Origin of the sequence: Microvirga arsenatis, assembly GCF_009910705.1 — a bacterium.
Lineage (GTDB): Bacteria > Pseudomonadota > Alphaproteobacteria > Rhizobiales > Beijerinckiaceae > Microvirga > Microvirga arsenatis.
This window is the reverse complement of record NZ_JAAAXJ010000009.1, coordinates 25240-47596: the sequence shown is the minus strand read 5'-3', so window position 1 is coordinate 47596 and position 22357 is coordinate 25240. Positions and strand designations below refer to the sequence as shown.

The 22357-nt window shown below is 65.8% G+C and carries 18 protein-coding genes; 5 read left to right on the top strand and 13 right to left on the bottom strand.

Annotated features, from left to right (window positions below):
- On the bottom strand, positions 1 to 1875 hold the full coding sequence (locus GR303_RS16395; protein ID WP_161723804.1) for an adenine deaminase C-terminal domain-containing protein: 1875 nt from the start codon (positions 1873 to 1875) through the stop codon (positions 1 to 3).
- An 80-nt stretch (positions 1876 to 1955) separates the two neighbouring features.
- On the opposite strand from GR303_RS16395, the gene GR303_RS16390 reads away from it, so the two are divergent.
- The gene (locus GR303_RS16390) at positions 1956 to 2879 is read left to right on the top strand and encodes a nucleoside hydrolase (RefSeq protein ID WP_161723806.1); all 924 of its coding nucleotides are present in this window, start codon (positions 1956 to 1958) and stop codon (positions 2877 to 2879) included.
- Here GR303_RS16390 and GR303_RS16385 read toward each other — a convergent pair.
- The 6 genes from GR303_RS16385 to GR303_RS16360 form a co-directional block, all read right to left on the bottom strand.
- Positions 2866 to 3753, bottom strand: coding sequence for an SAM-dependent methyltransferase (locus GR303_RS16385; RefSeq protein ID WP_246205648.1), 888 nt, complete (start codon positions 3751 to 3753; stop codon positions 2866 to 2868). The two genes, GR303_RS16390 and GR303_RS16385, sit on opposite strands and share 14 nt — an antisense overlap.
- The gene (locus tag GR303_RS16380) at positions 3738 to 4892 is read right to left on the bottom strand and encodes an NAD(P)/FAD-dependent oxidoreductase (protein WP_161723807.1); all 1155 of its coding nucleotides are present in this window, start codon (positions 4890 to 4892) and stop codon (positions 3738 to 3740) included. Before GR303_RS16380 ends, GR303_RS16385 begins: the two co-directional genes overlap by 16 nt.
- Positions 4889 to 5602, bottom strand: coding sequence for a methyltransferase domain-containing protein (locus tag GR303_RS16375; RefSeq protein ID WP_161723809.1), 714 nt, complete (start codon positions 5600 to 5602; stop codon positions 4889 to 4891). Before GR303_RS16375 ends, GR303_RS16380 begins: the two co-directional genes overlap by 4 nt.
- A gap of 7 nt (positions 5603 to 5609) precedes the next feature.
- Entirely contained in the window at positions 5610 to 6707 is a 1098-nt protein-coding gene (locus tag GR303_RS16370) for a type III polyketide synthase (protein WP_201752098.1), read from the bottom strand.
- 107 nt (positions 6708 to 6814) lie between these two features.
- A complete protein-coding gene (locus tag GR303_RS16365; protein WP_161723811.1) occupies positions 6815 to 7732 on the bottom strand; it encodes a DMT family transporter in 918 nt (305 codons plus the stop codon).
- 90 nt (positions 7733 to 7822) lie between these two features.
- Positions 7823 to 8131 carry a hypothetical protein gene (locus tag GR303_RS16360; protein ID WP_246205650.1) on the bottom strand — a complete coding sequence of 103 codons (309 nt, stop codon included), beginning with the start codon at positions 8129 to 8131 and terminating at the stop codon, positions 7823 to 7825.
- Positions 8132 to 8454: 323 nt separating this feature from the next.
- Here GR303_RS16360 and purT point away from each other — a divergent pair, with 323 nt between their 5' ends.
- Positions 8455 to 9627 (top strand): formate-dependent phosphoribosylglycinamide formyltransferase, encoded by a 1173-nt coding sequence (gene purT, locus GR303_RS16355; RefSeq protein ID WP_161723813.1) that lies wholly within the window; start codon positions 8455 to 8457, stop codon positions 9625 to 9627.
- Positions 9628 to 9633: 6 nt separating this feature from the next.
- On the opposite strand, the gene GR303_RS16350 is transcribed toward purT, so the two are convergent.
- Positions 9634 to 11187 (bottom strand): peptide ligase PGM1-related protein, encoded by a 1554-nt coding sequence (locus GR303_RS16350; RefSeq protein WP_343232015.1) that lies wholly within the window; start codon positions 11185 to 11187, stop codon positions 9634 to 9636.
- 243 nt (positions 11188 to 11430) lie between these two features.
- Between GR303_RS16350 and GR303_RS16345 the strand changes: the two genes are divergently transcribed.
- Positions 11431 to 11577 (top strand): hypothetical protein, encoded by a 147-nt coding sequence (locus tag GR303_RS16345; RefSeq protein WP_161723817.1) that lies wholly within the window; start codon positions 11431 to 11433, stop codon positions 11575 to 11577.
- Positions 11578 to 11654: 77 nt separating this feature from the next.
- Here GR303_RS16345 and GR303_RS16340 read toward each other — a convergent pair whose 3' ends face one another.
- Positions 11655 to 14492: an SdrD B-like domain-containing protein gene (locus GR303_RS16340; RefSeq protein ID WP_161723819.1), complete on the bottom strand. Its 2838-nt coding sequence runs from the start codon at positions 14490 to 14492 to the stop codon at positions 11655 to 11657.
- 224 nt (positions 14493 to 14716) lie between these two features.
- The gene (locus GR303_RS16335; protein ID WP_210254032.1) at positions 14717 to 15016 is read right to left on the bottom strand and encodes a hypothetical protein; all 300 of its coding nucleotides are present in this window, start codon (positions 15014 to 15016) and stop codon (positions 14717 to 14719) included.
- A gap of 492 nt (positions 15017 to 15508) precedes the next feature.
- On the opposite strand from GR303_RS16335, the gene GR303_RS16330 reads away from it, so the two are divergent.
- A complete protein-coding gene (locus GR303_RS16330) occupies positions 15509 to 17152 on the top strand; it encodes a Na/Pi cotransporter family protein (RefSeq protein ID WP_161723822.1) in 1644 nt (547 codons plus the stop codon).
- Between the two features lie 3 nt (positions 17153 to 17155).
- On the opposite strand, the gene GR303_RS16325 is transcribed toward GR303_RS16330, so the two are convergent.
- A complete protein-coding gene (locus GR303_RS16325) occupies positions 17156 to 17371 on the bottom strand; it encodes a hypothetical protein (RefSeq protein ID WP_161723824.1) in 216 nt (71 codons plus the stop codon).
- A 118-nt stretch (positions 17372 to 17489) separates the two neighbouring features.
- Here GR303_RS16325 and gcvA point away from each other — a divergent pair, with 118 nt between their 5' ends.
- Positions 17490 to 18425 (top strand): transcriptional regulator GcvA, encoded by a 936-nt coding sequence (gene gcvA / locus GR303_RS16320; protein WP_161723826.1) that lies wholly within the window; start codon positions 17490 to 17492, stop codon positions 18423 to 18425.
- 21 nt (positions 18426 to 18446) lie between these two features.
- On the opposite strand, the gene mdoH is transcribed toward gcvA, so the two are convergent.
- Both mdoH and GR303_RS16310 read right to left on the bottom strand, forming a co-directional pair.
- A complete protein-coding gene (mdoH, locus tag GR303_RS16315) occupies positions 18447 to 20642 on the bottom strand; it encodes a glucans biosynthesis glucosyltransferase MdoH (protein WP_161723828.1) in 2196 nt (731 codons plus the stop codon).
- Positions 20618 to 22138 (bottom strand): OpgD/OpgG family glucan biosynthesis protein, encoded by a 1521-nt coding sequence (locus tag GR303_RS16310; protein WP_246205651.1) that lies wholly within the window; start codon positions 22136 to 22138, stop codon positions 20618 to 20620. The genes mdoH and GR303_RS16310 overlap by 25 nt, the downstream gene beginning before the upstream one ends.
- Positions 22139 to 22357 lie beyond the last annotated feature (219 nt).

The window sequence follows — 22357 nt, the reverse complement described above, 5'->3', positions numbered from 1 at the left end:
TCACCAGACGACCGGGTGCGTCTGCCCGGTCGCCACATTGACGAAGCCCTGCGGAGCGGCTTCGCAGGGCGCGACCAGAACCCAGCGCCATGGGGCACAGGTCAGCGTCGCGAACTGCAGCCGCTCCGGGAAGCCCGGATACCAGCGCGGGGAGAAGGTGGGCTCGTAGAGCCATTCGATTCCTGCAGCCTGCTCATAAAGATGCTGCATCTCCGCATCGAGCTCTACCGCCGGGCGCCGGGTCATCAGGCCGCCGATCTCGTAGCGCACCTCCGCCAGAACCTTGCCGCCGCTGACGAGAACCCAGCCGCCGCCGATTTCCGCCACGCGGTTCGCCACCATCGCCATGGCCTCGTCCGAGGAGCCGACGATCCACAGGTTGTGCTTGTCGTGAGCCACCGTGCAGCCCACTGCCGTGTCGGGCGTCTTCGGTCCGCAGCCGAGCCAGAACATGCGCGAGATCTTTCCTTCGCCCGAGAAACGGTCGACGATGGCGAACTTGGTGACGTTCCGGGCCGGATCGCGCTGGACCTCGCCGTTTTCGACCGGCAGTTCCATGGTGATAAAGTCATCGTGCCAATGGAAAGGCCGCAGCAGGGCCGCTTGCATCGTGCGGCGGCCGGGCTCTGCCCGGATCGCGAAATCCTTAGGCTCGATCCGACGCTTGATGTTGATGGTCCTGGAGGCCCAGTCCGGCCATTCGATGCAGGGCAGGGGACCGCAATATTCCCGACCCTTGGAGACGGGCTGTCCGTCGGCCCAAACCTCGCGGATGGAGATCGTTTCGACGTCGTCGAGCAGAACGATGTCGGCAAAGCGCCCCGGCGCGAGACTGCCGACCCAGGGCGTCAGGCGCATGTGGCGCGCCGGGTTGAGCGTCACGCATTGTATCGCGATCTCCGGCGATAGACCGGACTGGATGGCGAGGCGGACATTATGGTCCGTCGCGCCCAACCGCAGCGTGTCCGAGGCGCTGCGGTCATCGGTGGCAAAGGCCACCTGCGACCAGTCGGAGAGGCCGCGCTCGACAAGCCCCGCGATGATCTCCGGCATGGAGTGCGGCCGGATTTCGATGAAGATCCCGTGGCGCAGCTTGTCCCACACCTCCTGGGCGGTCCAGCCCTCGTGGTCGGAGGCGAGGCCCGCCGCGGCGAAGGCATTGATGGAGGGCAGGTCGCGAAGGCCTGCGCCATGGCCCTCCACCACGCCCCGTTTCTCGAAGGTGGCCTGGATCATGCCCCAGAGGCGCTTGTGCGAAGGATTGTCCGGATTCCAGACCGCAGGCCAGTCCATGACCTCGTCGAGGCCGGCGACCATGAGGCTCCGCTCAAGGAAATCCACCTGCTCCTCGTAGCCGTAGTAGCCGCCGCCCCATTCATAAGCCGTCGGCGGAACGGCCGATCCCGGCAGCGGAAAGATCTTCATGGGCGAGCCGTGCCGGCGCGCAGTCAGCCAGAACTCGAGATTGTGAGCGCCGTCGACATTCGAGAACTCGTGGCTCGCCTCGCAGGTCCAGGTGTTGCCCCGCGGCAGGACGAGGGCCGCCTCGTATTCCGGCGTGAGATGCGAGCTTTCGACGTGCTTGTGCACTTCGCCGAAGCCGGGAACGGCGGAGAGCGTCGAGCGCTCCTCCCACCTCAGCGCCGTGCCGGGAAAGCTTCCGGCAGGTCCCGTCCACGCGATCCGGCGGCCGCGGATGGCGATCTCCTGATCCTCCAGCCAGGTGCGGGTGTGAACGTCGAGCAGGCGCCCGACGCGCAGGAGCAGGTCTGCCGGCCGCTTGCCCAGCGCCACGAGGACGAGATCCTGGCGGATGGCGACCTCGTCCGCGGCGTTCACCAGAAGATCGTCGGGAAGCGGGGCGGGACGGCTCACGGGGCACCTGCGGCTATGGTCAAAAGCGGAGTGCTGTCGGATAACGGGCGGCACGGATTCACAATGGTTCTACCCGCATCATGCCCCACGCAAAACCCCGCCTGATCGTCATCGATACCGATCCCGGCATCGACGACGCCATCGGCATCCTGCTCGCGCTCGCCTCGCCCGAGTTCGACATTGCCGGAATCACCACCGTCGCGGGCAATATCGGCATCGAGACCACCACGCTCAACGCCGGCCGGCTTCTCGCCTTCGCAGGGCGCGGGGACATTCCGGTGTTCCAGGGCGCCGCCGCGCCCCTCTCGCGGCCGGGACCGGAGCCGCTGAACCTCCATGGCGAGGACGGCATCGGCGGCGTTGCGCTGCCTGCCCCGACGCGGGGGCGGGAGAGCCGGCATGCATTAGAATGGTTGGCCGAGTTCCTGCTCGCACGGCCTGAGGGAAGCGTCGAGGTGCTCGCCCTCGGACCTCTGACGAACCTCGCTCGGCTCGTTCTGGAGCGGCCCGACGCGGCAAAGCGCATCGGCCGGATCATCGCCATGGGCGGCGCGATCCACGAGCGCGGCAATGTCGGTCCGCGGGCGGAGTTCAATCTCTGGGCCGATCCTGAAGCTGCGGCGGCCGTCGTGGCTTCCGATGTGCCCCTCGCGCTCATTCCCCTGGATGTGACGCGGCGGGTCCGTGCGACGCGGGAGTTCGTGGAAGCGCTGTCGGCCAGCGGCGGGCCTCTCGCTGCGATGGTGGCCAGGCTCATCCAATCCTACTTCGAATCCGAGACGAACCGGGAGAGCCGTCCGCTCCACGATCCCTGCGTGATGCTTTGCGCGCTCGCGCCCGAACTTTTCCGCATCGAGGAGCTTCGCCTCACCGTCGACACCGGGGCAGGGGACGATGCCGGAGCGCTGACGATCGACGGGAGCGGAAGCCCGGTCCATGTGGCGCTCGGCGTCGACGGGCCCGCCGCCCTCGATCTTCTCGCCCGCCGCCTCATGCGGAACTAGGCGGGACGTCGGCCTTCAGCGGCTTGCTGGCCGTCAGAAGGCCGTAGCGCATTGAGCCCGTCAGATAGGCGCTCCAGATGCGCGGTACGCTGAGGGCGAAGATGCGATTTCGGGAGCGGGCATCGCGGAGGTAGCGCCGGTACTCCCGGTTCGTCAGAAGCTTCTTAGCAAGCCTTGCCGTGCAGTGCGCCCATGTGCGGCGGACCCTGGCGCTGAGATCCTCGCACCCGTCGACCACGAAGCCGGCTTGCGCCGCCCACGCGCGATATTCCGCTTCGCTCCCCATCCCCGGCAGGCGGCCTTCGCGGCAGATAGGCTCAAGCAGGAAGCGCTGCTCCCACGGCGCAGCCGCATCGCGAGCGAGCCAGGCGTAGATGGCAAGCTTCCCACCGGGGCGAAGGGTCCGGAACGCCTCGTCGAAGAAGCGCTGCTTGTCCGGCATGTGCTCGGAACTCTCGATGGCGATGACATGGTCGAAGGCGCCCTCCGCGAAGGAGTTGCGGAGCCAGTCCTGCCGCATGAAGCGCAGGAGGGGTGAGGCGGCTTCTCGGGATTGTGCCCGCTTGAACTGCGCGGAGGAGATCGTGACGCCGGTGACATGCACCCCATGCCGGCGCGACAGCCACTCCGCCGTCGCTCCATAGCCGCAGCCGACATCGCAGACGTGCTGCCCGGGCTGCAGAACGAGCGTTTCGGCCAAGTGCGCAACCAGCGCCTCCACGGCCTGATCCGGAGCTTCCAGGCCTGTGGTCCAGAGACCGTGATGGACATGCTCGCCCCAGATCTCCCGGTAGAACGGGTCCAGCTCGTCGTAATGCTCCGCCACGGCGGACGAGGTCTGGACCTCCCGCGGGACGATCATGGCACGACCCATGCTGCCTGCATCGCGGCATCGCGGAGACGGGTCAGGGACGCGATGTGACGCATCAGCGAGGGCCAGGTTCGGCACAGGTGGAAGATGGACCTTTGGCCGAGCTCCTGGCGGGCGGCCTTGTTGAGAACGAAGGCGAGGCGGATCTGGTGCCGGATGTCGCCGGAGAGCTGCCGGTGAAAGGCGGCGCCCGCCTGTCCCCGGCGAAGGAACATTGCGGCCGCGAGGCATCCGCTGTGAAGCGCCATCGCCATGCCCTCTCCCGTGAAGGAGGGGATCACGCCGGCCTGATCCCCGAGGCGAAACAGCCCCGGAGGCTCGCCTGCCTGCGGGCTGTGGAGAAAGCCGTACGGAATCTGGAAGATCGACAGGGGCCGCTCGAATGACGGCGCTGCGCTCTCGAGGCGACGCTCCAGGTGCGGGCATTCTCCGGCGATCCGGTCGAGGAGGGCCGCCCAGCTCCTGCCCGCCTGCTCGAAGTGCCGGCGCGACACGACGAGGCAGAGATTGGCCGTTCCGTTCTCGATCATCTGCAGGCCTGCATAGCCGCCGGGGAACAGGGCGACCTCGACGGCGCCGTCAAGCCCCCGGCGCTCCTCGGGGGAGAGGCGATAGTGCATCTTGAAGCCGATCAGGTCGCCGATGGTGCCCGTGGGCAGGCGCTTCAGGCCTCTGACATCGTGCTTTCCGGTCGCGAGAAAAAGGGTCTCCGCGTCGATGTCTCCGGAGGAGCCGCAATCGATGCGCAGTCCCATTCCATCCGGCGCGATGGACCGCACGGCAATCCCTCGCTCGATCCGGATACCATGAGACGAAGCCTGCTGCAGCAAGGCCTCGTCGAGAACGAGGCGCGAGAGGCCCCGCGCCAGGAAGGGAAGCTTCACCTCGACCATGTCTGCCCCGAGAACCAGGCGCAGATGCGCGATCCGGCTAGCGCCGAACCGATCGAGATCGAGGCCGAGGCGGGTGAGACAGGCCTGCGCCTCGACGCTCAGGAACTCCCCGCAGACCTTGTGCCGCGGCTCGGGTTCTCGCTCGATCAGCACGGCCGAACGGCCTGCCCGTGAGAGGTTGCAGGCTGCCGATGCACCGGCGAGACCGCCGCCGACGATCACGATGGGCTCGGTGCGGCGATGGCTCATTTCAGCCGGCTCACGCAGAGGCGGAACGGAACGTGCCAGCGGATCCGGGCTGCGTCGGGCGCCAGACCGGCGGCATCCAGAATCTGCTCCCAATCCTGACGCCGGAAGCTGCGCGCGATGGAGACCGGGCCGTCATGCTGGATGAAGCGGTGCCAGCGCGCTGCCCGGGACAGCACGCGGAACACATGGAAGGGGATGGCATGGCGGTGGAGGTCGGCGATGAACCAGCCTCTTGCGGCGACCTGCTCCATCCAGCGGACGAAGGCTGCAAGCTCCTGGTCCGACATATGGTGCGTGGTCTGGGAACTGATGATGAAATCGACGGGCTGCTCGGGCTGGTAGTCGAACACGTTGCCCGTCCGGTACTCGATGGGCACGCCTGCGGGCGTTGCCTCCCGCGCGATGGGTTCGCTCATGGGGTTCAGGTCGACGCCGATCAGGCTGACGGTGCGCCGCCTGCGCCGGCTCCAGGCATGAATCCGGCGCAGCAGGTCGCCGTAGCCGTAGCCGACGTCGAGAACCGTCACGCGCTCGCCGGGCTCCAGGCTCCGCGTCGTTTGGTCCAGCCACCTCAGGATGGGGCCGTGGGTGAGAGTCAGGGCATTGACGGTGGCGAGGTCCTTCAGGCACGCGCGGTAGTCGTCCAGGCTGACGGCTTCCGTATCCATCAGCTCCGTTTCATGGCTGCGCTGGGCGAAGCTCCTGCCCATGAAGGCGTCACCCCGCGAGGTTGAACCGGAAGGTTTCGGCCACCAGTCCCGGCCCGAAGGCCATGCCGAGGCCGCTGGAGGAGGGCCGGGCGCCCTGCATGATCCTGCTGAGCACGAACATCAGCGTGGCGGAGGACATGTTGCCGAAATCCCGGAGCACGCCTCGGGACCAGTTCAAGGCATCGGGAGCAAGCTCCAATCCCTGTTCCACGGCGTCCAGGATCGTGCGGCCGCCGGCATGGACGGCCCAGAGATCGACATCGTCCTTGTGCTGCCCGCGCAGGATGCCGCCGTCGTCGTTGCGCATGGCCTCGTGGCGGAGCGCCTTCGCGATCTGCTGCGGCACCTCGCCGGACAGGCTCATCTCGAAGCCCGCATCCCCGATGCGCCAAGTGATGAGGTCCCGGGTCCCGGGTATGGTCACGACGCGGAAATCCTTGAGGGCGATGCCCCGGGGCTCGGCCGAGACGAGGCTTGCCGCGCATCCGTCGCCGAAGAGCAGGGCGCTGAGGATGACCTCCAGATCGGAGGTCTCCTGAAGGTGAAGCGTGCAGAGCTCCAGGTTGACCACGAGGACCCTGGCGGAGGGTTCGGAGCGCACGATGTGATGGGCGACCTTGAGCGCGTTGACGGCGGCGGCGCATCCCATGAAGCCCACCATGGTGCGCTCGATGGAGGGGTTCAGCGCAAGCCGCTCCATGATCTGCTGATCGAGGCCGGGCGCGGTGAAGCCGGTGCAGGAGGCCACGACCATATGGGTGATGGTGGGCAGGTCCTCCTCCATGCCGAGGGCTTCGATCGCCTGCTCCGCGAGATCGACGGCGTGCGACTCGAACCGCTGCATGCGGGTGGCGGTTCCCGCGAACTGCCCCGTCTGAAAGAATCCTTCCCGGTCGGCACTCACGTCCAGGTTCTCGCTTGGCGCCAGGGTCGAGTAGCGGTGCTCGATCCCGGAGCGCTGGACCATGCGTCTGAAGAGAAGCTTGTCCTTTCTCTCCGGCAGGAAGCCATCCATGAAGCCGATGAAGGTCTGGTGGACGTCGTGCTCCGGCACGGCCGTCCCGATCCGGTTGATATACGCGCCTGCCACAAGAGCACCCTGCAAGTCCGAACCCCTGCCGTTTCAGTCAGGGAGTTGACGAACGGGAAGATAGAGCGGCCGGCAGGCGAGGGAACGCGGGAAGGTCCAGAAGTCGCAGCCGGCGGTTCGGCTCACGGCCGGGGACATGCCGCGGGCGAGGGCTCGACCATCCCGGCCGGCGCAGCATCCTCCGGCATTTCCCGCTTGAGGGTCTGCTCCCGGGCGAAGATGAAGAGGCCCGCGCCCACGACGATGGCGATTCCCATGAGCGCGAGCGCATCGGGCCATTCGTCGAAGAAGAGGGCGCCGATCGCCAGAGCCCAGAGGATCTGGCTGTACTGGGTTGCGCCCAGCCGGTCGGCCGGCGCGTAGATCGTGGCCACGATGAAGAGGGCCTGGGCCACGAAGGCCGTGGCCGCGAAGGCGAGCAGCAGGATCCACTGCTCGGCCGAGGGCCAGGCGAAGCCCGGGATCATCAGTACCCCCGCGATTGCGGTGGTCGCCAGGAAGACGGTGCCGATCAGGGTGAAGCGCTTTTCCGTCCGGCCGATCATCCGCCCGGCGATCACGCCGCCTGCCGCGAACAGGGCCGCGGTCAGGGCCGCCAGGTGGCCCACCTGGAATTCCCTGAATCCGGGGCGCACGATCACCAGCACTCCGAGAAAGGCCGCGCAGACCGCCAGGCCGCGCCGCCAGCGCACCTGCTCCTTCAGGATGAAGATGGACAGGATTGTCGCCAGGCTCGGCATGAGGAACAGAAGGGCGAAGGCTTCCGCAAAAGGCAGGTTGCGGAAGGCGATGACGCTCAGGGGCGTCGTGGATCCGATCAGGAAAATCCTGAGCCCCATCAGCCAGGGCCTGTTCCAGCGCACCATGTCGAGGATCCTGTCGCCGGGCTTCATGAAAGCCGGAGACAGGAGCAGCGGGAACAAGTAGCCGAAGAAGGTGACCTCGAAGGGATCGAGGCCGTGCCCGATCGCCTTCACGATGGCGTCGCCCCAGGCGAAGACCGCAAAGGCGAGGAAAGCAAGGACGATACCTTTGACCATGACAGGCGGATCCCGCGGGCGCGGCAGGGAGGGTGCGAGGGCGCCGGTCGTCGGAACCGGCGCAACCGGCGGGAGAAAGGGATAGCAGGCCTACCGGGGCATGACCATGCGCGGGCGCTTGCGCTCCACCACGACCACCTTGGGACCATCGTGCCGATCATGCGCCATGAAGCGCGGTGCCGGACGCCCGAGGGGACGGGCTGTGACCGACGCCTTCAGGACCGCGGGCCTGACCTCGTCCTCCGGCATGCCCATGAGCTGCGCGGCGATCTCGACCTGGCTGTCGACGTCGTCCGTGAGCCCCTGGGCCGCTTCGATGGCTTCCTCGAGAGCAGGAGGGTCGATCCGGGTGACGCGGCGTCCGGCATTCGCGGACGGCTTCTTCTGTGCTGACATCATGAGGCGTACTCCTGCGCAGTCCCTTAACCTACGATGCCTCCGACAGCGTCATGCGCGATTGAGGCGGCAGGTCTGCATTCAGCGCAAGCGAGGCCAAAAACACCCCGCGATGCCTTTGAACGCAAGGGAAGGTAACGGGATCCCTGAGGAGCCCTTAAAAACTCCCGGATTCGAGCATTTTTTGAAAGCGGTCCCCGAGGAGTCCCGGGAAGGCTCCTTTCTGGACCTGGGCGACTCGACCGCACTCCTCCGATAGGCCATGAAAAGCCGTCGCGAATCCTCTCAACCCGGCGCCGTGCCGGCGATTCATGAAAGGCGCTCCCGTGTTCACAGCCAGACTTCTCCTCCTCGGATCGGGCGAACTCGGCAAGGAGTTCGTCATCTCGGCGAAGCGCTACGGATGCCATGTGGTGGCGTGCGACAGCTATCCGAACGCCCCTGCCATGCAGGTGGCGGACGCATCCGAGGTTTTCTCCATGCTCGACGCGGAGGCTCTGAGGCACGCCATCGAGAAGCACCGGCCCGACTTCATCGTTCCCGAGATCGAGGCGATCCGCACGGAGGTGCTGCAGGAGTTCGAGGACAGGGGCTTCACGGTGGTGCCCTCCGCCCGCGCCGCCTCGCTGACCATGAACCGCGACCGGATCCGGGAGCTTGCCGCCGTCGAACTCGGCCTGCGCACGTCCAGATACCGCTATGCGGAGAGCCTGGAGGAGGTGAGGACCGGCGCGGAGCACACGGGCCTGCCCTGCGTGATCAAGCCCGTGATGTCCTCCTCGGGCAAGGGCCAGAGCACGGTGCGCAGCTCCGGGGAACTGGAGCAGGCGTGGAATTATGCGGTGGCGAACATGCGCGGCGACCGCCGGAAGGTGATCGTCGAGGAGTTCATCGACTTCGAGTACGAGATCACACTGCTGACGATCCGCTCCCGGGACGGCGTGTCCTTCTGCGAACCCATCGGCCACCGGCAGGAGAGGGGCGATTACCAGGAATCCTGGCAGCCCACCCCCATGACAGAGAAGCTCCTGAGCGACGCCAAGGAGATGGCCCGCAAGGTTGTCGACAACCTGGGAGGATACGGGATCTTCGGCGTCGAGTTCTTCGTCACCAGGAACGAGGTGATCTTCTCCGAGCTCTCGCCGCGTCCGCATGACACCGGACTCGTCACCCTCCTGTCCCAAAACCTGTCGGAATTCGACCTCCACGCCCGCGCCGTCCTCGGCCTGCCGATCCCGGAGGTCCGCCTCAACGGCCCAACTGCGTCGGCCGTCATCCTCGCCGACCGCGAAGCCGAGCGCTTCACCATCGAGGGGCTGCGCGAGGCGCTGGAGCTCGGCTCGCAGGATGCGGAGGTGGAGGTGCGCCTGTTCGGCAAGCCGACCACCCGCAAGCACCGGCGGATGGGGGTTGCCCTGGCATCCGGCCGGACGGTCGAGGAGGCCCGCGAGAGGGCCAGGCAGGCGGCGGCGCGGGTGCAGATCAAGTACGAAGGGTAGGAGCGGTTACGCCGCGCCGCTTTCGCGGTCGAGCACCTCCGTCGTCCGACGGTAGAGCGCTTCCGCCTCCTCATGGGAGGGGGCGATGCACAGGACGCCGAGCTTGCCGAACTCGGACAGGGCGCCGATGAGGTGGAACACCACGCCCTTCTGGCAGGCTCCGTCGAAGTGGAGCCTGTTGAGGGCCGCGATGTCGACCAGGTCTGCCGGGGTGAGGCCGCGATAGCGCGGGGACTCCACGTTGTCCGACGCATAGTAGCAGCGGGGATGCCCGGCCGGAGTGAGAAACCGTCCCGTCGCCGGTTCGTAGCAGCCATCCGTCAGGAACTCGAGCATCATGAAGGGGTGCGTCGTTCCCCCACGCCTGAGATTGATCTCGATGGCATAGTGGCTCCAGGTGCCGGCCGCCTCCCTCACCGACAGGAAGTCGATGGCGAAGCGGCCGCAGACGCCCTTGGAGGCCAAGGCCCGCGCGGCCTTGAGGCCGTCCTCCTGGATGTCCAGGCGGTAATGCTCGTCGGCCGGAAAGGTGCAGCCGAGGAAGACCTGTCCGCTTTCGCCTCCCAGAACCTGGTCATGTGTGGAGACGGGCTCCAGCTGCCCGAGCGGGTCGATCCGGAACTGCGCCGAGGGAGAGCGCTTGACCTCGCCCTCGATGAATTCCTCGACGATGCCGCCCATCTCCGAGAGCTTCTCCTCGAAAAGCTCCCACGTCATGTCCTTGGCTTCGAAGGCGAGCCGCGGCAGGCGCTCCCGGACCCACCTCGCCAGGCCGCCGCCTTCGGGCGCGCCATCGTAGGAAAACACGGCGTTGCCCTCGCCGGAGAAACCTTCGTTGAGCTTCACGACGGCGCGGCGGATTCCGGGCCGGCGTGCCCTCAGCTCCACAAGCGCCTCGACGATTTCATCGGTTGTCGAAAGGTCCTCGAAACCCTCCGGCATCGCGATGCCGGCTTCCCGAAAGATTCTGCGTGAGCCGCTCTTGGAGCCGAGGGACAGCAGATCGGGGTCGCAGCCGTAGATGGGCAGATCGAGGCGCAGGGCGAGGTCTCGCTCCAGCTCCGTGACGTTGAAGCAGATCATGTAGGCGCAGGACGGATCGTCGATGGCCTCCCGAATCCGCTGCTGCAGCCGCGGCCGCTCGAGAACCTTCCGGGTCAGGGACTGCTGCGAGCCGTCATGGCACGAGAGGATGGTCAGGCGCTTGCGGGCATGCTGGGCCGGAATGCCGGGGAGCAGGTGCAGATAATAGTCGATGATGGGTTCCGGGATCGGATAGCTCGTGACGTAGATCACCTGGGTGCGCGGCATCCGCAGGAGCATGAGGTAGCACAGCATGCGCTCCTCATAGTGGTGAACGCCCGAAATGCCGGCCAGGACCTCCCGGTCCATGCTGAGGCTGGGGACGATCAGGACCGTCCGGGGTGCGTCCGGTTCGGAAAAGCTCCGGAACATTCCCGCCAGGCGGGCCTGGAGATCCGCGAAGGCCTGCAGGGTGCGGGCAGGCTGCGGATTCGCATTGTCAGCCAGCATCGACCTGTCGTCCCTCTGAAAGCTCACGGGTTTAGCCCTGCATCGGAACGCCTCCGGTCAAGGTTTGGTTGCGTTCCTGGACCTTTCCGATCGGTCACACTGACGCAAGCATGGGCCGGGCCTATGGCACTCGTCGGATCAGCGCCTGGATACGGGCAAGCTCGGTCAGGGCGATCTCAAAGGGGCTGGTGTTCCGTCCAGCATCGAACGTATCGAATACGCCATTCCGCTGCCGAGGGGCGGGCGATCCTCGTCGTCGAGGACGACGGAGTGGGCTGGAACGGGACGGGGGAGGTGCAGGGCAGCCGCCTCGGCACGAAGATCATCCGGGCCATGGCCGCGAATCTGCAATCCTTCATCGAGTTCGACCCGCAGCATGCCGGAACGTGGGCTGTCCTTCCCTTAGAGGTCCGCTAGGCCGCCCGGTAGGGGCCATCAACGAAAAGGCGCGCCTCGACGGCGCGCCTTTCGCATCGGGGAGCGGAGCCCACCGTCTAGATGACGAAGAAGTGAGTGTATTTCAGGTCCAGGCCCGCCTTGACCTGAGCGAACTCGACGAGTTTGTACTTCGAGCCGGTGCCGTCGGCATCGTAGGAGAGCACGCCCGTCTTCTTGTTGTAGACGATGTAGTCGTTCTTGTCCTTGGCCTGGGTGCCGACGGTGAAGAACCCGCTCTTCAGCTGAAGCGGCTTATCCATGCTGCCGCCGCTGCCGAGTTTCTTGAACACGGCATTGTCGAGATAGATGCGGTCGTTCCGGACGTCGAAATCGGCGATCCTGTCGAAGTTCACCTGACGGTCGGTTGTCGAGCTTCCCAGCGCCGTGTCGAACACAAAGGCGTCGCGACCGGACTCGCCGTAGAGCAGGTCGTTGCCGTAGCCGCCGGACACCTGGTCGTTGCCCAGGCCGGCCTTGATGGTGTTCTTGGCCGAGTTGCCGGACATCACGTTGTCGCGGCCGTTGCCGGTGAGGCTGATCGGGGCGTTGCCGGTGGCCGCAACGTTGGTGGCGTCGTCCGAGAGCGTGGTTGTGCCGGACGTGACCACGGTCTGCTCGTCCTGCAGCCACCGGAGATCGGCTGCGAAGGTCGAGGGCAGCGTGATGCCCTCCGGCATTTCGTCGCCGAAGATGTAGTCGACGCCGCCCGTGCCGTAGAGTCGGTCCGAACCTGCTCCGCCGACGATGAGGTCGTCGCCGCCGTTGCCGTAGCCGATGTCGTCGCCCGTACCGCCGAGCATGGCGTCGCGGGTGTTGCCGCCGTAGAGCTGGTCGTTGCCGTCCTTGCCGCTGAGTCCGTTGACGCCCTCGTTGCCGTAGAGGTTGTCGTCGTTCGTGGCGCCGATCAGCTTGTCCTTTTCGTTGCCGCCGTAGAGGCTCAGGCCCTTTCCGAGGTCACGCCACGCATAGCTGCGCGCCGCCACGTCCCGGTCGTCGTTGGACTGTTCGTTGGCAGGCTTCGGCCCGGCCATCGCGATCAGCTGCGCGAAGCTCACCACCGTGCCGTCGCCGAGCCTCAGGGCCGCGGCGGTGCTCGTGTCGAGGCCCGAATAGTCGTTGAAGACGATGCCGCCGCCATCGCTGAACACGAGAGCGAGCTTGTTGTGCTTGGGCGTGCCGATCCAGTTGGCGACTTTGCCGACCCAGGTGGCCCTGATGTCGGAAAGCGAGTAGCCGGACAGCTCGATCACATCGTCGCCGGGACGGTAATCCCAGATCATGTCGACGCCGTCGCCCTTGGCATAGCGGTAGGTGTCCCGCCCGTCGTTGCCATAGAGGTTGTCGCCGATCAGCACCTTGTTGAGCTTACCGTTGCCCGGAGCCCAGGCGAGCTCGCCGCGGTCCGTGCCGCCATAGATGGTGTCGTCGCCACCCTCGCCCTGCATCTCGTCGTTGCCGCTGCCGCCGTGGATGAAGTCGTTGTCATCCCCCGCCTCGATCAGATCGTCGTTGCCGACGACGGGAGGCTGCTGCGGGCTCGGCGTTTCAGGATCCGTGACCTCGGCCTTATGCACTCCGGCATCGAGGGTGAGATTGGCGGTGCCTGACGTGACGGTGAAGCTGCCCGTGCGGCCGGAGGCGCCGGCATCGCTGTCCGCGCCGTCGCTGCTGCCCCGATCCACCAGCGTGAACACGTAGCCTGAGGGCGCTACGAACTCGACGGCGTACTTGCCGGGCGCAACGCCGCTGAAGCCGTAGGCGCCGCTGGATGCCGTCGTGGTGGTAGCCACCACCGTTCCGCTCTCGCTCAGGAGCCTGACAGTGACCCCGCCGAGACCTGCCTCGCCGGCATCCTGGATGCCGTTCTTGTTGGTGTCTTCCCAGACGAGATCGCCGATCTCAGCCGGCTTGTAGAAGCCCGCATCGACCGAAGCCTCGTTCATGCCTGCCGTCAGGGTGTAAAGGCCCGTCCGGCCGGTGGCTGCATCGGCGTCGCTGTCGGCGGCGTCATCGCTTCCCTTGTCGCGCCCGGTCAGCGCGTAGCCCGAAGGCCCTGCGAAGGCGACGCTGTACTGGCCCGGGACGAGACCGGTGAAGCTGTAGAGGCCGTTGCTGTCGGTTACCCGTGTGGCGATGGTCGCGCCGCTGGCGTCGAGCAGGGTGACGGTCACCCCGGCAAGGCCGGCTTCGCCTGGATCTTGGATGCCGTCGCCGTCGGTATCTTCCCACACCCGGTCGCTCAGGGAGGCCGGAGCGGGTGGCAGGATGGAAGGTGCGCTCGGAGCCATGCCCCAGAGCTTCAGGCTGTCGCCCCGGCTTCCGCCCTGGACGCCCACGCTGGTGAGGCGAGCGCCGAAGCCCTGCTGGGCTAGGTGCTCGAGGGTCAGGTTGTCCGTGGCATGGTCCAGGATGAAGGTGACCGATTTCACGTCGTCGTTCGACATGCCCGACGTGCCGACGCCGATCCCCACGTCATAGGGCGTGAGGGGGCGGCCGTTCATGTTGTCGCTGTTGCTGCCCTCGGGGACGTCCTTGACGTCGTCGCCGTCAAGAGAGACGCCGTTGACGAGGGTGGCGCTGGCGCCCACGCCTGTGACGGTCAGCTTCTGGACCCAGGCATCGTCCGTCGCATTGTCGTCGATGCCGGCCATGTGGAAGAAGATGCCGCGGATGTCCGCGGTGTCGGTCTTGCCGTCGTTGCGGTTGTCGAAGACGGAGGCGGTGATCCTCAGGGTTCCGTCATCGAGCTGATCGATGACGAACTTCACCGCGGGCGTCCCGATCTCATACACCGCGCCGGTGTTCCCGATGCGCTCGTTCTGATCGATGATGAAATCGATCGTCCGCACGACGCTAGCCATAAACTGCCCCCAGTCCGGGTCGGCCAGCGTCATCGGGCGTCATGTGACGGGCTGCCCAGTATTCAAACTACCAACGCCCTAAGCTCCCTAAAGTCAATAGAACACCGCTAATGTATTTGCCGCAGGTCGACTTTATATTGGAAGTTGCTTAACTTGAAGAAACTATATTACACGACCAACAAGGCTTCGAGCAGATCCTGCGGCAAACGATCTTGTTGGCGGCCTTATGGAGGAAATGAGCCGGAACAGGACTCATGTCAGGTGTGGTGGTGCGGGCCGCCGCGGCCGTTCTTCTTGTGGGATCCTGCACTCAAGCGCGCCCTGATCTCACCGACCAGGATGTTCAGCTCACGTTGCAGGCGGTTGAGGCGGGAGAGCAGCTCTCCATCCGGAATCCCGGTGGTGGAAGGGCGGCTTTCCCCGTCTGAAAGAGGACTGATCATGCTGCGCAACTCTTCCAGGGTGGTTGGACCGATATTGGGAACGGTCAGCCATTGCGCATCGGAAATGCTGGCCACTTCGCGAATGGTGGGGCACCGGCCCTGAAACTCGGCCAAAATGGCGCCTCGAACCCGTCCCGAACATTTCTCGATTGGAAATGGATCGTCCAAACCCATCTCTCGCCCTCGCACACCAACTAATGAGATACTGTCTGTCAAGGTTGCAACCACCTGGAACTTAGCCTTGCGCTGACTCCATGCGTACCGGCTAAACAGCAAAAAGAGCAGAGTTCCTTAAGGGGATGGAGGCATGCGTAAGGAGTAGCCAAATTGCTCCCCATCAAGGCAGTTTGCCTTTTCGGGGGCCTTCGGCATCCCTCGGGGGCCGGGCTCTCGGCCCTCCTGGTCCTCGGCCGGCCTCAAGCGCCGCAGGTGCCTCGAACCATGTGCTAGGCGCGGCGCAAAAGCTCCGTCCGGCCTAGGATGGACACACATTTTCAAAGTTTCTCCCGGACGATAGCCATCATTAGCCGGCAACCTTATTGCCGCAGCCCCCATTGACGGCTAAGCAAGACGATTGTGCTGCGTTACGTGAAATGTGAGAGCTGAATGTCCGCCACATCCGTCCTGATCCATCTGTTCGGTGAGATCGCCCTGCTTCTCTGGGGCATCACCATGGTCAACAGCGGGGTTCAGCGCGCGTTCGGCAGCGACCTGCGATGGATCCTGGGAATGGCGCTGCGCACGCGCTTCCAGGCGTTCCTCGCGGGAATCGGCGTCACCACGGTCCTGCAGAGCAGCACGGCCACGGCTCTGATGGTGTCCTCCTTCACGGCCGGAGGAGCGGTCGACATCGTTCCCGCGCTCGCCGTCATGCTCGGTGCCAATGTGGGCACGACGCTGATCGTGCAGGTTCTCTCCTTCGACGTCACCCTGATCTTCCCGGTGCTGATCTTCGGCGGGTTCATGGCCTTCCGGCGCGGCAAGACGAGCCGGACCAAGGATGTGGGACGCGTGGCGATCGGCCTCGGCCTGATGCTGCTCTCGCTCCATCTCCTGAGCGAGACGATCCACCTGGTCGAACGGTCGAGCGTTCTCAAGGACCTCCTGGCCTCGATCGCCTCCGACCCGCTGATCCTGGTGTTTCTCTCCGCGTTCTTCGCCTGGCTCGCCCATTCCAGCGTCGCGGCGATGCTGCTGATCATGTCCCTGGCCTCCGCCGGCGTCATCGGCGCGCCCGCGGCCTTGGTGATGGTGCTCGGCGCCAATCTCGGGAGCGCGCTCAACCCGTTCCTGGAGGCGATGGGCGGCGATCCGGCGAAGATCCGCGTGCCGGTCGGCAACCTGGCCACGCGGGTGATCGGTTGCGCCGTCGCGCTGCCGCTGATCGATCCGATTCTTTCCGGCATGTCGGCCTTCGACCCGAACCCCGCCCGGCTCGCGGCGAATTTCCACACGATCTTCAACGTGGTGGTCGCCGCCGTCTTCATCCTGCCGCTGCCGTGGATCGCGCGGCTTCTCGTGAGGATCTTTCCGGAGAAGCTCCAGGCTTCCGATCCCGGAATGCCGCAATATCTCGACAAGGATGCGCTCGATACCCCCTCGGTCGCCCTGTCGAATGCGGCCCGCGAGGTGCTGCGCATGGTGGATACGGTCGAAGCCATGCTGCGCAGCTCTCAGGATCTCTTCCGGGAGGACGATATCAGCCGGGTCGATCAGGTCAGCCGCACCGATGACGTGCTGGACAGGCTGTTCAGCGCCATCCGGCGCTATCTGAGTTCCATCAACCATGAGGCCTTGAGCGAGGCGGAGGCGAAGCGCCTGTCTGACATTCTCGCCTTCGCCATCAACCTGGAGCATGTGGGCGACATCATCGACAAGAACCTGATGGAGCTTGCGGCCAAGCGCATCAAGAATCATCTCCGCCTGCCCAAGGACAGCCTGGACGACATCACCAGCATGCATGCCAAGCTGCTGGAGCATCTCCAGCTCGCCGCCTCCGTCCTTATGTTCCAGGACCTCGGCTCCGCCCGCAGGCTCGTCGCCGAGAAGGAGCGGTTCCGTGACCTCGAGCGGGCCGTGGCCCAGAAGCATCTGGAACAGCTGCGGTCCGGCCGCAGCACCGGCGACACGAGCGCGCTCCAACTCGACATCGTACGAGACCTCAAGCGAATCGAGGCTCACATCGCCTCCACCGGTCACTCGCTTCTCGAACAGAGCGGCGAGCTGAAGCCGAGTCGCCTGATTTCCTGAGGCTCAGAAAAGCCGGCCCTCCCGCAGGGACCGCCAGTCCATGTAGCGGGCCGGCTCGGGCAGGCCGATGTCGCGCCGCTCATGATCGGACAGGTGGGAGAGGTCGGCCAAGCGAAGGCCCGCCCGCAGCGCGGCAGGCTGGAGCCACAGCCTCAGGCGCAGCCAAGCGTTCTCGATGCCGCGCGAGCGGCGGCTTTCCTGGTATCTCATGGCGTTCACCGATTGGTTCCGGAGGGCCTCCATCGCCCTCGTCGAGCCCGTGTAAGGTGCGCCTGTTACGGGAGCTTGACAAAGCGAAAGCCAAAGGGCTGGCATAAGGCAGCCTTATGGATCGCCTATGCCCAAACTGCCTTCCAGACTTCCTCCGATGAGCGCCGTCAGGGTGTTCGAGGCGGCTGCTCGCCACCAGAGCTTCACCCGTGCGGCGGAGGAGCTGGGGATGACCCAGGCCGCCGTGAGCTACCAGATCAAGATCCTTGAGGATCGGGTCGGAGCGCCCCTGTTCGTGCGCATGCCGCGCCAGGTCACCCTGACAGCAAAGGGCCGCCAGCTCGCCCCCGCCGTCACGGAGGCCTTCGACGCGCTGCGTGCGGCCTTCGCGGGCGTGGAGGAGGCGGTGCAATCCGTCCTGTCGATCACCACGCTGACGACCTTCGCAGCGAACTGGCTTGTGCCCCGACTGGGCCGATTCCAGCAGCTTCACCCGAACATCGCCGTCCAGATCAATGTCTCGGGGCAGGTGGCGGAATTCGCCCAGAGCGAATTCGACCTGGCGATCAGGAGCGGCAACGGCCAATGGCCGGGGCTTGAGGCCCATCTGCTGTTCCCGAACCTCTTCACGCCCGTGTGCAGCCCTGACCTGATCCGGGGCGTCGAGCTGCGGGAACCGGCGGACATCCTCAAGTTCCCGATCATCTCTCCCGGCGACCCGTGGTGGCAGGATTGGTTCGCGGCAGCCGGAATCGAGAACGTCGATCTCTCGCACCGCCCCGACAATTCCCTCGGTATCCAGCAGTTCGAGGGCATGGCGGCGATGGCGGGGCAGGGCTTTGCGCTGATCAATCCCTACTTCTTCCCGGCGGATCTCGCCGCCGGACGGCTCGTCCAGCCGTTCGACCTTCTCGCCACCTCGGAGCGGGGCTACTGGCTGGTCTATCCGAAGGCCCGCCGGCGTTCCGCGAAGATCGAGGCCTTTCGGGACTGGATCCTCAGCGAGGTCGCGGGGGATGCCGAGCGCACCTCTGCGCTCATGGGCGTGAAAGCCGGGGCTTGAAGCCCCGGCTGCGCCGAGGCGCTACTCCGCAGCCTGCGCCTCGGCGGGCTTCGGCTTCAGGTGCATGAGCATCCCGATCAGCGCGCGGTCGTGGAGCACGACCATTCGCTCCTTATTGTGGAGCCAGCTCACCGCGTCCTCAATGGTCTCGGCATCGACGAGCTTGGCCTCCGCAAGGGCGCGTTCCGTTTCGATCACGCCCCGCTTGCGCGGCGCCGCGGGGGGCAGCATCTCCATGTGCCGCTCCCGCAGGGTGGCGTCCTCGTAGATCGCTCTCAGACTGTCGGCGTCGTCGAAGCCGAATGCGGCGTTCCGGGCCTGCAGCTCGTTCGCGCGCAGGGCGATCGGCGGCGGGCGATGCTCCTCGGGTGTCATGAGGAGCCCGAGCCGCTTGAGGGCCAGGCCGGCCCCCAGCTGGCCGCTGAGCCAAGAGAGGGGGATCGCCAGCAGCAGGCCGATGATTGTCGGCGACATCCACAGGAACAGGGACGTGGCGATCATGAAGGCGGAAACGCCGGCCAGCAGGCCGAGAACCGTATGGGCGCGGTGACGACGGACGATGTCCCTGAAGGGAATGGAGCCGTCGTCGCGGCGCTGCGGCTGCCAGCCCGTATCGCGTCCGAGCAGGATCTGGAACACGGATCCCGACTGGATCAGCATCAGGATCGGCGCAAGGAGCGCGGAGAGAACGACCTCGATGGTGGAGGAGACGATCAGGCGGAAGCCCCCGCCCGAGGCGCGGCGGTCCTCGCTGCGGATCAGCATCAGGATCAGCCCAAACAGCTTCGGCGCGAGCAGAATGCCCATGGTCAGCGCGAAGAGCGCCAGGGCTCGCTCGGGGTCGAACCGGGGCCAGATCGGGTAGAGGCGGAAGTCGCGGGCGAAATATTCCGGCCGGATGTAGGTGGTCTGCAGGACGAGGGCGATACCGACGATGAGCTGGAACAGCCAGAAGGGCGACGCGAGATAGGACATGATGCCCGTCGCGAAATGCTGGCGCGTCGGCAGCTTCAGGCCCTTCGCCCCGATCACCCGCATGTGCTGGAGGTTGCCCTGGCACCAGCGCCGGTCGCGGGCCGACAGGTCGATGAGGGAGGGCGGGCTCTCCTCGTAGGATCCCGGAAGGTCCGCGAGCATGTAGACCGACCAGCCGGCGCGGCGCAGAAGCGCCGCCTCGACGAAGTCGTGGCTGAGGATGTGGCCGCCGAAGGGGGGCTTGCCCTTCAGGTCGGGCAGGCCGCCATGGGCGGCGAAGGCCTTGGTGCGGATGATCGCGTTGTGGCCCCAGTAATTGCCGTCCCGCCCCATCCAGACCGCAAGGCCCATGGCGATCACAGGCCCGGTGACGCGGGCGGCATATTGCTGGAGGCGGGCAAACAAGGTGTTGCGGTTGATGATGAGCGGCAGCGACTGGATGATGCCCGCATCCGGGTCCGCCTCCATGGCGGCGGCGAGGCGCACGATGCATTCGCCGGTCATCAGGCTGTCGGCGTCGAGCACGAGCATGTGCTCGTAGTGCCCGCCCCAGCGGGAGACGAAATCGGCGATGTTGCCGGCCTTGCGGTGATGATTCTTCTGCCGGTGACGGTAATAGACCCGCGCGCCGGGGCCGAGGCGTTCCCTCAGCGCCAAGAAAGCCCGTTCCTCCGCAATCCAGGCATCCGGATTGGTCGTGTCGGAGAGAATGAAATAATCGAAGTACTCGCCGAGGCCCGTCGCCTGAACGGATTCGTAGATCGCCTCGAGCGCCGCGAAGGTGCGATCTGTCCGCTCGTTGTAGACCGGCATGACGATGGCGGTCTTGTGCTGCAGGGATGCGGGCAGGGGGCCGCGGTGCCCCGGGCGGCGGAGCAGGGCGAAGAAGCCGAGGAGCGCGCTCGTGAATGCCACCGCGATCCACGAGAAGTTGATCGTGAAGAGAGCGACGAGCACCCACTGGAGAGCCGTGGTGCGGCTGACCGACACCACCTGGTACATCTCGTAGGTGCCATAGGCGGTGAGCAGCAATCCGCCGCCGAAGACGAAGAGGCGGGCCAGCCAGGTCCCCAGCCGAGGATGCTGGATCAGGGGCTTGCGTTCCTCGGATGCCGACCACCGCCGCAGCGACTGGGTCGGCATGTCGAGGTGCTTTTCGGGGGGCATAGCGGCTGCATGCCGCTCGAGGGCGGCTACGTTCGGGTTCGAGTCGGGACCTACGGTGTCCAACGATAAAGCCATGTCTCGCTAATCGGTTTCCCGCCTGCTTCGAGGATCAGGCGCATCTCACACGCGTTTTCATTGCCCGGGTCAAGCTCGAACGCAACGCGTACCGTCTTTCGCTCCGGATATGGCAAAAGTTTGAGGTTCTGGAACGTTCCAGGACCGACCGTTAAGACGGATTTAAGGTCCGTCGGCAGATTTTCACCCAGGTTGTCGCCGGAAAAATCGACCGCGAAGCGCCGCCTGCGGCCGCCGCCGCCCCGACCCGACCGCGTCTGCGTCACCGTCGCGAGCGGCGGGCGCTCCGGAGAGGTCCAGCCCCAGTATTGACGGTAAGCCAAGGGAACCTCGGACCCCGCGGCCATGGCCGCCTTGGGACGCCAATAGGCCAGGATGTTGTCGTTGATCTCGGCATCGGTGGGAATCTCGAGCAGCTGGACGCTGCCTTGGCCCCAGTCGCCCAGGGGCTCGACCCAGACGCTCGGGCGGCGCTCGAAACGCTGCTCGTCATCCTGGAACGACTCGTAGGCGCGGTCGCGCTGCAGCAGGCCGAAGCCCTTGGGGGAGTTGTCCACAAAGGCGGAGATCTGGAGCGTCTCCGGGTTGTGCAGGGGCCGCCAGAGCCATTCCCCCGACCCGTTCAGCATCTGCAGCCCTGACGATTCGTGCACCGCCGGCCGGATGTCGTTGGTATTGAGCAGGTCGTTCGCTCCGTAAAGATAGGTCGAGGCGATGCCTCCCAGGCCCACATGTTCCAGATTGACGCGAGGGAAGAGGGTTGTCTCCACATCCACGATGGTCATGTCGCCGGGGCGGAACGTCATCCGAACCGCGCCGGCGGTGGACTCCGAATCCATCACCCCATGGACCGTGATGCCGTTGCTGCCCACCGCGGGACGCTCGAGCCAGAAAGCCCTGAAGACGGGAAACTCCTCGCCCCGCGCCTCGGCCGGGCGCAGGGTGAGCGCGCGGGCGATGGCGCCGTAGTTCTGGCCACGGGCGATGGCCCTGAAGAAGGTGCCGCCCTGGACCACCGCGAAGTCGAACGGTCGCCCATTCCCGTTCTGCGCCAGCAGCCTGAAGCCGGAAAAGCCGATATCCGCGAGGTTGTTCGGCGGGTTGATCCGGCCGAACTCGAACTGGGAGGGGCTGTACCCGATCCGCCGGACGGCGCCATCCTCCACAAGATAGAGATCGACCGCATCCCGGAAAACGAAACCGCGATGGAGCGGCTCGACCGCGATGCCCCGCGCCTCGGAGCTCCAGACCGGCGGCTGGGTGTAGCGGATCGCCGCATACTGCTCCTGGTTCAGGTTCGCGAAGACGTCGGGCAGGTCGGTCGGCAGCGGCGCAAAGGGTTTCTTGGCGAGCTGACGCGCGATGTCGATCACAACGGCCGGGTCGAACCGTTGATTGTCCCCCATGCGGGCGGAAATGGTGGCTTGAGGGGTTTGGGCCCGAACGGCAGGCGCGTATGCGAGGCCTGCGACGGAAACGCCGATATAGGCCAGCATGTCGCGCCGGCGGGGGTGGAGGGGGGACGGGCCCCTGGGCGTAACCGGCACAGCGATACTCTTGTGTGAATGTGGCTCTTCAGCCAGACAATTGGATTCTCCTACACATATCGTCAATCGTGTGCGCGAAGTAAACGACGCCGGAGGCGAAACCCTCCGATTACCCATGAAACGATTGCCCAATTGCCCCTTCTGATTTAGCTGCTGCGAAACGCCATA